Genomic DNA, 13,619 nt, shown 5'->3' on the forward strand with positions numbered 1-13,619 from the left:
TAGGCTGCTTAAATTAAAATTATATGGGGGAAACTTTATTTATTATAAGAAAAATTACAGGGTTCACCATCACAATTCAATACTAGGTCATCTGTTTCAGTTGCAAATATTTCCTTTTCATCTATAACATCTTCATATATTCTTTCTTCTAATCTAAAATTTTTTTCATTTCTCATAACGAATGCCTCCGTTTATCAAATTTAAATAATCATTTATGTAATCTAAATAATAATCACTATTTATTAATTATTATTATAACACATATCAATAATTAATCAATACTTTCTTGATATATTTTTTTATTTAATAAAAATTATCTATCTGAATCTAGGAATCCCTTTATAAAGAATGCAAGGTGATTATTGTGATTGGTTTTGCAGCAGCCTTTTACCCAATTCGTAAGCCTTTTTGCAGTCCTGTGGGAAAATTTCATGGTGTCTTTTTGTTTTCTTCTGTGAATCAAATATGGTATTGACATATTTGGAATAATCGGGAAATTGTAAAGTATTCGTTACATAGAGTGATTCCGCTGGACCAAAAATACGGGTCATAAGGTCTTGATTTCTTTGAAAATACTGTTTGTATCCTGCTTGAGTCATGTTGTCTTCATCCACATTCATAGTATAAATCAAGCCCACTGGAATTGTTTTTTTCAATAAGGTAGATTGCTTTTTGTCATAAACTAGATATTGAAACACCAACCGTTCCAGAAAAGAACGCAAAGCCCCTGTCACATCACCCAGATAGACCGGCGACCCCATCAGCAGTGCATCAGCCTTCTCAATTTTTTCAAAAACTGGTGTCAGATCATCCTGCAGTGCACATTTTCCATAGCTTTTTCCTCCATCCAACTTACAGGAAAAGCAACTGATACAGCCCCTATATGAAAGATCATATAGATGAGTCATCTCGGTTTCAGCGCCAAGGGACGCTGCTCCGTCCAATGCGCTTTTCAGCAGAGTAGCAGTATTCCATGTTTTCCTAGGACCTCCATTGATTGCAATTACTTTCATTCTACTCCATCTCACTTTCATATCATCGTAAATATCTAAAATCAATATATATTTAGTATACCATTTATAGTAAACTCCAAGTCAATAGTTTTTTCAATATCATCTTTGAGTTTAAATTCCACCAGACAGTTAAATTTAAATTTTTCCATGAATGCTTACCTTACAAAACATGGAATTTCATTACCTTGACGTTAACGTCTAGAAGTAGTATAATTTATTTTTGTTACGAAAATATATTTGACTTAAAATTGAAGAAGGCGATATTATGAATCATGATAATTATAAAATAGAGGAAGTAGCTTTAAAAACCAAGCTGACAAAAAGAACTCTCAGATATTACGAAGATATAGGTTTAGTAATTCCCCAAAGAACTGAATGCGGCTACAGATTATATTCTGATGAAGATGTAGGAAAAATCGAAAGAATTAAGGATTTAAAAAACAGTCTGGGCTTTTCTCTAAAAGAGATAAAAAACTTAATGATGATTAAAATTTCAGTAGCTGACATGATTGAGGACAGCAGCAATAAAAATACTGATAAAATACATAAATATATTGAAAGTATAAGCTCACAGATAAATTCTATAAATGAAAAAGAGAAATCTTTAGAAAGAATAAAAAAGCGATGTTATGATCTGCTAAATAAATTGCAGAAATTGAATGACAATACATACAATATATAATCTATTTTCATAGAGTTTTTAGAGATATTAATTTATTTTCAATTATAAAATAGGGGATGACATAAAATGAAAAAACCAAGTTATAAATGGATTGCTCTTTCGTGTACAACTATAGGGGCTCTTTTTTCTGTTTTAAGTGCAAGTACACTCATGATTGCACTGCCTGTAATTATGAAAGACCTAAATTCAGGTATAGGTATAATAATGTGGACAATAATGGGATATATGTTTTCACTGACTATTTTAGTACCTTCTATTGGCAGAATAGCAGACATGTTTGGGCGGAAAAAATTATATGTTTCAGGATTCGCCCTATTTACAGTAGCATCATTATTTTGTGCATTATCTTTAAATGGAGTTCAGCTTTTAATATTTAGGATGATACAATCTATAGGTGCCTCCTTTATGATTGCAAACAGCACTGCAATCATAGCAGATGCTTTCCCCAAGGGAGAACTTGGAAAAGCACTTGGAGTAAACTCCATGGTGGTAAGTGTAGCAGCTGTTATAGGTCCAATTCTTGGAGGATTTCTAATAAATTTCGGCTGGAGAAATATATTCTATATAAATATTCCTATAGGAATTATAGGAACTATCTGGGCTGCGGTATCTCTTAAAGAGATGAAAGAAACTTCTAATCATGAGGAATTCGATTTTAGAGGTACATTTACCTTCACTTTTGGATTGTTCTCATTACTTCTTGCCCTTACTATAGGAGGATTTACACAGTGGTTCAGCAAATCCGTAATAATATTATTTTCAATTGCAATATTGCTTATCGGTTCATTTACCTACATTGAAAATCACACAAAATATCCTATGCTGGATATGAGACTTTTAAAGACAAGACTTCTTGCTTTTGCCTATGCAAGTACACTTTTAAATGGTATTGCAAGAGGTGCTGTAACCTTCCTTCTCATATTTTATTTTGAAGGTGACAAGGGCATTGATCCAATTACAGCTGGTATGCTTCTATCGCCCTTTGCAATTGCCATGATGGCCATGTCCCCTATAAGCGGATGGATTTGTGATAAATATGGTTCGAGAATATTGAGTTCAGCAGGTCTTTTTGTTTCTGCTTTAGGTTTGATTGGTTTTATGAAAATAAGTACAACTTCCTCCATGTCCACTTTAATAATCTGCATGGTAATTACAGGGATTGGATCTGGAATGTTCTTTTCTCCAAATACCAGTGCTATAATGGCAAATGTACCAGCTGATAAAAGAGGAATAGCAGCAGGCGTAAGAACTATGTTCAACAATGCTGGAATGGTACTTAGTATAGCTATATCAATGGCCATAATTTCCTCGAGTATATCACCTGGTGCCATGCAGGCACTTTTCGTACATTCCCATGTTTCTTCAGCCAGTATTGCCTCCACCCAATTTATAAACGGACTTAGAATGGCTTTTACAATTTCTTTCTTCTTCAGTTTATTTGCAGCTTTTATATCATATTTGAGAGGTCCGGCACCAAAATGGAATTCTCAATCAGCTAATTAAACTATTTTACAGCCTGCCGGATATATGTGGAATTAAATAAAGATTTAATTCTATCTGAATTTTATGTATAATTAAGTCATGATAAGAAAAACTCATAAATATAAAATAAAGGAGGCAGCACTATGAAACTCAGTGCAAGGAATCAATTAAAGGGAAAAGTAATTGAAATCAAAGATGGAGCTGTTAACGGTGAGGTTATAATAGACATAGGAAATGGAAACAAAATATGCTCTATTATAACAATGGATTCAATAGCAAGTCTAGGACTTAAGGTTGGCTCTGAAGCTACAGCAGTAATTAAAGCGTCAAATGTAATGTTGATGGCTTAAGAGTATATGTTATATAATTCATTTTGAAATTACTATAGGATTATGTTCCTGTAGTAATTTTCATTATAGCACGGAAATGAACGTAGATTTACTTTTTACAGAACCTACGCTCACTCCTGTAAGTTCCCATATCATTTATTAGCTTTGCAATTCTCACCCTTTCATTTATTCCAATAGCTATACAGACTTTTTGGTCATCTTCTCTTAAAATTGTAATATGCTTAATATTTCTTAAAAAATTAAAAACAATAAGTTAATTGGTAAATTTTAAAATCTATCTAATGGTGAAATAAACGAATTCCCGTAAATGCCATTGACATATTATACTTATCACACGTATTAATTACATTATCATCTCTAATTGAACCTCCTGGCTGAGCAACATACTTTACACCGCATTTATGGGCATATTCTATATTATCCCCAAAAGGAAAAAATGCATCGGATCCTAAAGAAACATCGGTTAACCCTGTTAACCACTTTTCCCTATCTTTTTTAGTAAAAGGTTCTGGTTTTTTTACAAAAAATTCTTCCCAAATTCCGTCTTTTAACACATCTAAATAATCATCTGACAAATATACATCTATAGCATTATCTCTCTCAGGTCTTCCTATATTGTTTTTAAAAGGTAAATTTAAAACTCTGGGGTTTTGTCTCAAAAACCATATTTTAGCTTTATTTCCTGCTAAACGTGTACAATGAATTCTCGACTGCTGCCCGGCACCTATGCCTATAGCTTGTCCATCTTTTACATAGCATACAGAATTGGACTGGGTATATTTTAGTATAATCAAAGAGATAAGAAGATCTCTTTTTATTTTATCTGAAAAACTTTTGTTTTTTGTGGGAATATTTTCTAGGCACTGTTCAGTAATTTTTATATCATTTCTTTTTTGTTCAAAAGTAATTCCAAATACATCTTTTCTTTCAATCACATTGGGAATAAAATCAGGGTTCATTTCAATTATATTATATTTACCTTTGCGTTTATTTTTCAATATATTCAATGCCCCCATATCATATCCAGGAGCAATAATTCCATCAGAAACTTCTCTGGAAATTAAATTTGCAGTATCACTATCACATATATCTGACAACGCAATAAAGTCTCCATAAGAAGACATTCTGTCAGCTCCCCGTGCTCTAGAATATGCTGCAGCCATGGGTGATAGCTGCAAATCATCAACAAAATAAGCTCTTTTCAGATCATTGTTCATGGGAGTTGCTATTCCAACCCCTGCTGGACTGACATGTTTAAAAGATGCCGCTGATTCCAAATTTGTCAATTCTTTTAATTCTTTAACCAATTGCCATCCATTTAGCGCATCAAGTAAATTAATATACCCTGGATTTCCATTTAAAATTTTAATAGGTAATTCGCCGTCAGATATAAAAATTCTTGAAGGTTTCTGATTTGGATTACATCCATATTTCAAATTTAACTCTTTCATAAAATACACTCCTTTTCTAAAAGTAAATGATAATGGAAACAAATAAAAAAAGCCTACAGTCCGGGGTTATTGCCCAGACGGTCGACTTAATAAAATTATATTCCCTGTGGTTATTTCCACTTCCGCCAGTTATATAATAAAATCAGCTTAACATAATGCAATAGGCTTGTCAATAGCTTGTTTTGATAGCGGAAAGAACAATTTCCATGCCGCAGCAAATGTTATTTTTCTGACAAAAATCAGCTCCACAGATATGCTCTATACTGCCGTTTATAATAAAATATTTTTAAGAATCAGGCAAGGTAACATTTCTTATCCTTATTGCTGCTGTATAGCCTAAATGCAGTTATTAAAGCACCCATCAAACACAATACAGCAGCACATATGTACACCCATCTCATCCCATACATAAATACATTATCCTTTCCTTTTACATAATCAATTACCCTATACCCCATTTTGTGGCTCATTCTATTATACAGTAGAAGAGTTGAAAGAGAAGTTCCCACAACAAATCCCAAATTTCTGACAAGTGCATTAACGCTTCCTGCAATACCCAGCTTATTTCTCGGCACAGTAGACATAATCAATGAATTATTAGGTGATTGAAACATTCCATTTCCTATGGTCATAATCACTATGTAAATCACTATCATAATTAATGGAGATTTTTCGCTCAAACTGGATATAAAAAATAATCCCAGACTTGTAAAAAACAACCCAATCAATGTAAGAACCTCCGAGCCCATTTTGTCTGATAGATGTCCGCTTAAAGGAGCCACTATAGATAATACAACGGGGGATACCATCATATACAATCCAGTGGAGGCCGGAGAAAGCTTCATGGTATCCTGAAAATAAAATGGCAATATTATATTGGACGCACTTATTGCAACAAAAGAAATAAATCCACAAATTATGCTTATGGAAAACAGGCTGTTTTTAAAAATCTCCAATTGAAGCAGTGGTAGTTTTGTTTTGGTTTCTACAATAATAAATATTATAAACGCTATAAATGAAATTATAAATGAAGAAATCATAATTGGGTTATTGTATCCCATACTCTGTCCTTCAACCAATGCCCCAAACATCAATACAACAGATACCATAAATAAAAATGAACCTTTACCATCAAGTTTTTCATCAAGTACTTTATCTGACTTTGGAAATATTTTTATAGACATTATAAACACAATTATTCCTATTGGCACGTTTATCAAAAATATATATTCCCAGCTGGCGGCGGAAATAATAAATCCACCTAATGGAGGACCTGCCATTCCTCCTAATGCAACGGATGTTCCTATTATTCCAAGTGCACTTCCTCTCTCATTTGCTGGAAAGACTTGAGTTATAATTCCCTGGTTGGTTGCCATGGTGGCAGCCGCACCTACTGCCTGTATAGATCTTGCTGCTATTAAAAATGGAAGTGAATTTGTCAGCCCACATAGAAGTGATCCCACAGTAAATAATACAACTCCAAACCTAAATACTTTTGTCTTTCCCTTTATATCACCCAGCCTTCCGAATATCAAAATAGTAGCTAAAATTGTTATCAAAAATCCGGTAACAACCCATTCTATACCTGCCATAGCCACATGCAATTTAGCAGACATATCCGGCAAGGCTACATTTACAATACTTCCATCAAGTGTTGACATAAATGTAGCTGAGACAACAGTAAATAAAATCATCCATCTCTTGTCATATGTTTTGTTGTTTTTATTATTCAATTTTTTCACCTTCTAGTATATTAATTTTTATAGTTATATTTATAGTTATATTTAGGATCTAAAAATATTTTTAATCTTCTCCAGATAACCATTGATAATGTTAATTATAGAAAAAATCTCAAAAAAATAATAGCCCCCTGTGCAAATGGATGGCTACTAGTTTATCTAAATAATTAATAGTAATATTAGTTGCTTAAGCAACTAGATTATATTATACTTACAGGATGTTAGCAGCACCCTGTTATTCTTTATTTTACGTTTATATTATATCACATTTTATTATTTAAATTCAACTGTCTGTCTTTTTGAGTATCTTCGAAGACTTGCATATCCAACTAACTGGTGTTATAATTCAAATTATTTGTATATACAGATAATTTGAATTTCATGATCAATTATAACTTTTACCCGGGAGGAAAATCAGTTGATATTTAAAATAAAAAGCAATCAAAAAAGTTTGCCTGTGGGTCTCATTATACTATTAGGAACTTTAAGTGCCTTTGGTCCGCTTTCAATGGATATGTACCTGCCATCACTGCCGTTAATTGAAGCTCAAATGCATACCAGTGCCTCCTTGACACAAATGAGTATTACAACCTGTTTAATTGGACTTGCTATAGGTCAATTATTAGTGGGACCTTATAGTGACAAACACGGGCGGAAAAAGCCCCTTGTAGTGGGACTAATTATTTTTACAGTCATATCATTCCTATGTTCTTTTGTCACTTCAATTTGGATATTAATTGTTTTAAGATTTATTCAGGGATTATCTGGTTCAGCAGGCTTGGTAATTTCCAGAGCAATTGCCAAGGATTTATACGATGGTACAGAATTGACAAGATTTTTTTCATTATTGATGGCAGTAAATGGTGTATTCCCAGTTTTATCTCCTATTTTCGGGGGTATAATCTTAAAATTTACTACCTGGAAAGGTATCTTCATTGTTTTAGGTGTTATTGGCGCAATCTTATTTCTAGTAACACTTCTCTGTTTTAAAGAAACATTGACAATTGATGATTCCCCAGAAAGCGAATCTCAACATCCGCTTACCATAATTAAGTCCTTAATTCGCGACAGGGTCTTTATCAGTTATGCCTTAATACAGGGATTAGTTATGGGCGCAATGTTCTGTTATATTTCCGGTTCTTCTTTTGTACTGCAAAATATGTTTGGTTTATCTTCCCAGGGTTTCAGTCTGGTATTTGCAATTAATGGTCTAGGTATTGTCTTAATGTCCCAAATTACAGGTAGACTAGCTAGTAGATTGGGAGAAAATTTATTATTACAAATAGGTATTTCCGTTGCTGGATTAGGAAGTATGGCCTTATTTGCCAGCCTATTTTTACCAAGGCATTTATTAATGGTAATTGTTCCACTGTTCTTTATTGTGTCAATGGTGGGTATGGTAAGCACATCTTCCTTTTCTTTGGCAATGCAGAATCAAAAAAAATCAGCTGGAAGTGCTTCTGCAATACTAGGGCTTGGTATGAACTTAATTGGCGGATTGCTTTCTCCATTGGTAGGTGTTGGTGGAAGTTACACTTATGTACCAATGGCTGCACTTATTCTCATTTGCGATATCAGCGCCGTTTTGATTTTCTATTTTTATTTGAACAAGCAAGCTCCAAAGAGTAAATCTAAGGCTATTTAAATCATCTTGTTACCTTTTTTGTTTTTTCTAGAATAGCTGTTTTTACCACCAGATGTTTTCTTCCTTATATCCCTATTTTTCACTGCACCTGAAGTGCCTATAGCCACACTTGAACTATTCACAGTATATGGATGTTCTTCAATGATCCGTATTGACTTTGATATGATTTTTTCAATGTCCATGAGATATTGCCTTTCTTCCTCATCACAAAATGAAAGTGCAGCTCCTTTTGATCCCGCCCTTCCAGTACGTCCTATTCTATGAACATAGGTTTCTGGTACGTCCGGTAAATCAAAATTTATTACATGAGATATTTTTTCTACATCAATGCCCCTTGCAGCTATATCCGTTGCTACTAAAACCCTTATTTTCTTTTCCTTAAAGTTACTTAATGCAAGTTGCCGCGCATTTTGTGACTTATTACCATGAATAGCTTGAGCCTTTATCCCAGCTTTAACAAGCTCTCCCGTTATTTTATTTGCACCATGCTTTGTTCGAGAAAATACAAGAACAGATTCAAAAGATTTATCCCTTAGCAGATGAATAAGCAAAGACCTTTTATTTCTTTTCTCAACAAAATATACCGCCTGACTAATAGTGTCAATAGTAGATGAAACAGGAGTAACTTCTATTTTTACTGGTTTTATTAGAATAGAATCTATTAATTTTGAAATTTTCCGGGGCATAGTGGCGGAAAATACCATGGTTTGTCTGTCTTTAGGAAGTTTTGCTATAATTCTTTTCACATCATGTCCGAGTCCCATATCAAGCATTCGATCTGCCTCATCAAGTACGAAAAACTTTATATGTTGTAGATTTATATATTTTTGCTGCATTAAATCAAGAAGTCTGCCAGGTGTTGCAATTAAAATATCTACTCCTGATTTTAATGCATCGGTCTGTGGTTTTTGTGAAACTCCACCAAAAATAACAGTATTCTTTAGTCTTGTATATTTTCCATATGAAGTAAAGCTTTCTCCTATCTGCATAGCTAATTCCCTGGTGGGAGCTAGAACCAATGCCTTAATATTTGAAGATCCTTTTTGAACTATTTGGCTATTATAAATAAGTTGCAATATAGGAACAGCAAAAGCTGCTGTTTTTCCAGTACCCGTCTGGGCACACCCCTCAAAATCATTTCCTCCAAGTATAGCTGGGATAGATTGTTCCTGTATAGGAGTAGAACCCGTATATCCCTGGTTTTTTAAAGCTCTTAAAATAGGGTCAATAATATTTAATTTTTGAAATAACATTTTTCTCCTTTGTAAGCAACTGCCAATTTTTTATGCCTTATTGAATTTACTCAAACTGGCCGTCCCGCTTATTATTTTCTGCATATTTTTTATTTTAGTTACTATTCCAGCTTGTCTTAAAATTTAATTATAGACAAGTAAAAAACCCTAAAATAGATTAACTATTTAAAGGGCAAAATATTCATTAACTATATACTAGAAATGTTTCCTGATTAAAACTTTCTGACCTTCTCTAAATGATCTGTATTTCATTATTAGCTATTGATTTAAGTCCTTAATAAGGATAACATTGTTTATTATATAAAGCAAGTTATTTTAGTCTTCAGCCCCTTGCAGCCGGTTAAGTTTTGACAGCCATAATCAATACCTTGCTTATTCTCTTCCTGTCACACTGCAGCACAATAAATTCATAGTTTTCATAAGTTATTTTGTCATTAACCTGTGGATAAGAAGGCAGCTGTGAATAAATCCATCCACCTACCGTATCAATATTTTCACTTTCAATGCTGATTTTAAGCAGATTATTTACATCCTTAAGAAGAATTTTACCATCTAAAATATAATTTCCATCTTCAGTCTTATTGATTTCACTGCCTTCTTCATGAAACTCATCCTGAATTTCGCCAACAATTTCCTCCAAAATATCTTGAACAGTCACAAGTCCAAGAGTTCCTCCATATTCGTCTATAATTATTGCCATCTGAGTTTTTTCTTTTTTGAACACTTTAAGCAGCTCACTTATGGAAATCCATGTTGGAATAAACTTAACTTGACGAATAATATTTTTTACACCTTCTATTTGGCCTTCAATTTTTTGCTTGTATAAATCCTTAATGTGTACGAACCCAATAATATTATCTTTACTGTTCATGCATATTGGATATCTTGTATGCTGATGTTCCAGCGCAAAAGCTACAATTTCTTCAAAAGAGTCATCAACATAAATACAGCACATGTCAGTACGTGGTATCATTATATTCTTTACAGTTTTATCAGAAAAATCAAATATATTATCTACAAAAGTCAGCTCTGTTTTATCTATAAGCCCATTTTTGTAGCTTTCTTGAAGCAATAGTTTTATTTCTTCATCCGTATAAGCATCATCATTTTCATTAACTTGTGAAATCCCAAATATTTTCAAAACAAGATCTGTACTGTGATTAAAAGTCCACATTACCGGGTAAGTTGCTTTATAAAATATAATAAGAGGCAGCGCCGTACACATGGCTATTTTTTCTGTACTAACAATTGCCAATGATTTAGGTGCAAGCTCCCCTAGCACAATATGAACAGCGGTTATAACTGCAAATCCAATTACAAAACAGACTGAGTGTATAACAGTTTCAGGAACATGAAACAAATTAAACAGCGGCATAAGCATGTCTGAAACTGCAGGTTCTCCCACCCACCCTAAACCTAAAGATGCCAAAGTTATCCCCAGCTGACATGCAGATAAATATGAGTTCAGATCCTGTATTATTTTCAAAGTAAATTTTGCACTTTTATTTCCATCAAGTACTAATGTTTCTATTCTAGATTTTCTAACCTTTACAATGGAAAATTCTGTAGCCACAAAAAAAGCATTCATGAACACAAGCAAGCATATGACAATGATATTTATTAAAGTAATCATAATTTAGCAGTTTCCCTTTCCTGTCACCCATATATTATGGTGTGATGCGGGCTCAGGCTGTGATTTCATTAAAAATTCCTCCTTGAAATATAAAATTTCCTTATTATAATAATATCATAAAACACCAATCCAATAATAGAATTTTTTTATTTTTTTCTGCATTAGTATTATAAAATTCAGTTTTATTATTATAACTAAGGCTGTAACAGCTGATATTATAAGTGGCATTTTAAGACTTATACTTTTGAAATTATATATTTCGGATATATCACCTTCACACATCATACCCCATATTTCATTGCTGTAAGGTGGATTTATCAAAATGCCCTTTCCACCCACCATTATGTGCCTGTAATCCGGATAACCGGGCCAGCAGTCTAAATTGCTCCCATTCTTTATAGTATTTTTTACGCCTTGATGTAAATCTCCTGTTTTAGGATCAGTGAATCTTATTTCAAATTCCGTATGTTTTTTAATTTTGACAACTCCCCAGTTAGATGTTCTTACTCCCTCTTTAAGGTTATCACCCTTAGTGAAAGTATTGTCTTCAAACCTGCTTCTTGAAATAGCTGTTCCCGGCAATATATCTCTATACGTTTTTACAATAAATAGATAGTTGTCTCCGGAATCTTTATATACATGAGTATCTTCATCCTGGATTACATTGCTCATATCGTCATTGAGAACTCGTCCTAAAAGTATTCTTTCATTCCCCAAATAATTGGTATATGGTATGGAAAACATCAAAGTGACTTCAGCTGCAAATTTTTTCTGGGATAGATCAATGTCCATGGTATTTGTGTCCTCATAAGGACCATACATTAACTTTTCATTTTTCATGCTGCTTTTATAGTTTGGAGAATTCCTCATATCAAGTCCCATATGTTTTTCGCAGGTAGATTCCAATACTTTCGCCTCATCATCCAATATAAAAAATTCGCAGCAGATACATTATCTTTCCATATCCTAAAAAATAGAGATCCATACATATTTATATAACCTAATGGTCATACTAGAGAGAAAGAGGAGTGATGATAATGTTTAATCCGTTTGACCAAAAGCCCATACCCCTGGAAGATGGTATCATGGACTGGAAAACCATGTATCCAAAGTCATATTCAAAACAAAATGTGGATCCTTATACAAAAGTCCGTATCATTTTGATGAATGGAATTGAAGTAGAAGCAGCTCTTTTCTCTCATCAATTCCATCGTCATTGCAGCAACAATGACCTGCGCCGGGAATTGGCGATGCTGCGCCGAATTGAACAACAGCAGCAGAAACACATTAACTGGCTCAAACCTATTGATGAAACACAGCTTGAAACAACTATCGGATACGAACATGTTGCTGTGGATCTCACCGCCTGGCTGGCACAAAATGAACCCAATTCTTATGTGAAACAGGCACTTGATTTTGCATTGCTGGAGGATTTTGATCATCTTTACCGTTATTCAAATCTATTGGATTTAGATGAAAACATTCCTTCACAGCAATTGGTAAAAAAATATGTAGACATTACTCCGGGACGTCCAACCATTGCAGAACACCGTTATCCGGAAGAGGAAGCCAAACGATTTGTTGATTTTAAAACAGCGGATATCCGCACAAAGTTAAGCACCATGATAATTACCGCAGGAGAACAGCAGACCATGAATTTCTACATGAACCTAGGCAATACATACTACAACGATGTTGGACGCCAGCTTTACATGGAAATCGCCATGATAGAGGAGCAGCATGTAAGCCAATACGGATCGCTTATTGACCCAAACTGCACATGGCTGGAAAGTCTGTTGCTGCATGAATATATGGAATGCTATCTGTATTATTCCTTCTACCAGGATGAAGTGGATATGAATGTAAAATCCATTTGGGAGATGCATCTGCAGCAGGAAATATCCCATTTGCACAAAGCAGCCCAGCTTCTTGCCAAATATGAAAACAAACAGTGGGAACAGGTTGTTCCTGGTGCTTTTCCAGAATTGCTTAAATTTCACGACACCAGGGACTATGTGCGAAACCTTCTTGCAAACCAAATTGAACTGACTGCCGATAAAGAAGATTTTAAAAATGTTCACGATCTTCCTTCAGATCATAAATTCTTCTATTACCAAAATAAAATGAACCATGACATTTCCGCCGTGGCCAGTCATGTAGTAATCCATCAGCATCAGAAGAAGAAAAGTGAAGATTATCGTTCAGAATTGCATCCAAATCCAGTACCTGAATTATCAGATCGAAAGCAAGACAATACTACCATAGCAAGAACAAATAAATCCATGTCAATAATTTAGATACAAAATAGTAATTGAAATTGTGGCCCTAGTTTTAAGACTTGGCCACAATTTTAATATGCCTTGATTTGTAT

General features: G+C 33.8%; 12 protein-coding genes and 1 riboswitch. Of the genes, 5 read left to right on the forward strand and 7 right to left on the reverse strand.

Going from position 1 to position 13,619, the window contains the following annotated elements:
• Positions 1–35 precede the first annotated feature (35 nt).
• On the reverse strand, positions 36–176 hold the full coding sequence (locus ACYUJ6_RS08960; RefSeq protein WP_461842458.1) for a hypothetical protein: 141 nt from the start codon (positions 174–176) through the stop codon (positions 36–38).
• Positions 177–359: 183 nt separating this feature from the next.
• A complete protein-coding gene (locus tag ACYUJ6_RS08965; RefSeq protein WP_461842459.1) occupies positions 360–1,013 on the reverse strand; it encodes a flavodoxin family protein in 654 nt (217 codons plus the stop codon).
• 265 nt (positions 1,014–1,278) lie between these two features.
• On the opposite strand from ACYUJ6_RS08965, the gene ACYUJ6_RS08970 reads away from it, so the two are divergent.
• The 3 genes from ACYUJ6_RS08970 to ACYUJ6_RS08980 all read left to right on the forward strand — a co-directional run bounded on the left by ACYUJ6_RS08970 (position 1,279) and on the right by ACYUJ6_RS08980 (position 3,527).
• Entirely contained in the window at positions 1,279–1,695 is a 417-nt protein-coding gene (locus ACYUJ6_RS08970; RefSeq protein ID WP_461842460.1) for a MerR family transcriptional regulator, read from the forward strand.
• A gap of 66 nt (positions 1,696–1,761) precedes the next feature.
• Positions 1,762–3,198, forward strand: coding sequence for an MFS transporter (locus tag ACYUJ6_RS08975; RefSeq protein WP_461842461.1), 1,437 nt, complete (start codon positions 1,762–1,764; stop codon positions 3,196–3,198).
• 122 nt (positions 3,199–3,320) lie between these two features.
• Positions 3,321–3,527 (forward strand): TOBE domain-containing protein, encoded by a 207-nt coding sequence (locus ACYUJ6_RS08980; protein WP_461842462.1) that lies wholly within the window; start codon positions 3,321–3,323, stop codon positions 3,525–3,527.
• A gap of 278 nt (positions 3,528–3,805) precedes the next feature.
• Here ACYUJ6_RS08980 and ACYUJ6_RS08985 read toward each other — a convergent pair whose 3' ends face one another.
• A complete protein-coding gene (locus tag ACYUJ6_RS08985; RefSeq protein ID WP_461842463.1) occupies positions 3,806–4,978 on the reverse strand; it encodes a phosphoribosylaminoimidazolecarboxamide formyltransferase in 1,173 nt (390 codons plus the stop codon).
• Between the two features lie 64 nt (positions 4,979–5,042).
• Positions 5,043–5,121, reverse strand: a riboswitch (ZMP/ZTP riboswitch).
• Between the two features lie 150 nt (positions 5,122–5,271).
• The gene (locus ACYUJ6_RS08990; RefSeq protein ID WP_461842464.1) at positions 5,272–6,711 is read right to left on the reverse strand and encodes an MFS transporter; all 1,440 of its coding nucleotides are present in this window, start codon (positions 6,709–6,711) and stop codon (positions 5,272–5,274) included.
• Between the two features lie 424 nt (positions 6,712–7,135).
• Here ACYUJ6_RS08990 and ACYUJ6_RS08995 point away from each other — a divergent pair, with 424 nt between their 5' ends.
• Entirely contained in the window at positions 7,136–8,362 is a 1,227-nt protein-coding gene (locus ACYUJ6_RS08995) for a multidrug effflux MFS transporter (RefSeq protein ID WP_461842465.1), read from the forward strand.
• On the opposite strand, the gene ACYUJ6_RS09000 is transcribed toward ACYUJ6_RS08995, so the two are convergent.
• From ACYUJ6_RS09000 to ACYUJ6_RS09010, 3 genes are all read right to left on the reverse strand, one after another.
• Positions 8,359–9,615 (reverse strand): DEAD/DEAH box helicase, encoded by a 1,257-nt coding sequence (locus ACYUJ6_RS09000; RefSeq protein WP_461842466.1) that lies wholly within the window; start codon positions 9,613–9,615, stop codon positions 8,359–8,361. The two genes, ACYUJ6_RS08995 and ACYUJ6_RS09000, sit on opposite strands and share 4 nt — an antisense overlap.
• A 340-nt stretch (positions 9,616–9,955) precedes the next feature.
• Positions 9,956–11,248: a hemolysin family protein gene (locus tag ACYUJ6_RS09005; RefSeq protein ID WP_461842467.1), complete on the reverse strand. Its 1,293-nt coding sequence runs from the start codon at positions 11,246–11,248 to the stop codon at positions 9,956–9,958.
• Positions 11,249–11,362: 114 nt separating this feature from the next.
• Positions 11,363–12,154, reverse strand: a complete 792-nt coding sequence (locus tag ACYUJ6_RS09010) for a hypothetical protein (protein ID WP_461842468.1) — start codon at positions 12,152–12,154, stop codon at positions 11,363–11,365.
• A gap of 131 nt (positions 12,155–12,285) precedes the next feature.
• On the opposite strand from ACYUJ6_RS09010, the gene ACYUJ6_RS09015 reads away from it, so the two are divergent.
• Entirely contained in the window at positions 12,286–13,545 is a 1,260-nt protein-coding gene (locus ACYUJ6_RS09015; protein WP_461842469.1) for a hypothetical protein, read from the forward strand.
• Positions 13,546–13,619: the final 74 nt, after the last annotated feature.

The sequence above is a fragment of the Clostridium sp. JNZ X4-2 genome (genome assembly GCF_054889485.1).

What these genes read in the sequence shown, in the direction of transcription:
- ACYUJ6_RS08960 (WP_461842458.1), bottom strand. Translation starts at nt 176, where the DNA reads ATGAGAAATGAAAAAAATTTTAGATTAGAAGAAAGAATATATGAAGAT.
- ACYUJ6_RS09005 (WP_461842467.1), bottom strand. Translation starts at nt 11,248, where the DNA reads ATGATTACTTTAATAAATATCATTGTCATATGCTTGCTTGTGTTCATG.
- ACYUJ6_RS09015 (WP_461842469.1), top strand. Translation starts at nt 12,286, where the DNA reads ATGTTTAATCCGTTTGACCAAAAGCCCATACCCCTGGAAGATGGTATC.
- ACYUJ6_RS08965 (WP_461842459.1), bottom strand. Translation starts at nt 1,013, where the DNA reads ATGAAAGTAATTGCAATCAATGGAGGTCCTAGGAAAACATGGAATACT.
- ACYUJ6_RS08970 (WP_461842460.1), top strand. Translation starts at nt 1,279, where the DNA reads ATGAATCATGATAATTATAAAATAGAGGAAGTAGCTTTAAAAACCAAG.
- ACYUJ6_RS08975 (WP_461842461.1), top strand. Translation starts at nt 1,762, where the DNA reads ATGAAAAAACCAAGTTATAAATGGATTGCTCTTTCGTGTACAACTATA.
- ACYUJ6_RS08980 (WP_461842462.1), top strand. Translation starts at nt 3,321, where the DNA reads ATGAAACTCAGTGCAAGGAATCAATTAAAGGGAAAAGTAATTGAAATC.
- ACYUJ6_RS09000 (WP_461842466.1), bottom strand. Translation starts at nt 9,615, where the DNA reads ATGTTATTTCAAAAATTAAATATTATTGACCCTATTTTAAGAGCTTTA.
- ACYUJ6_RS08985 (WP_461842463.1), bottom strand. Translation starts at nt 4,978, where the DNA reads ATGAAAGAGTTAAATTTGAAATATGGATGTAATCCAAATCAGAAACCT.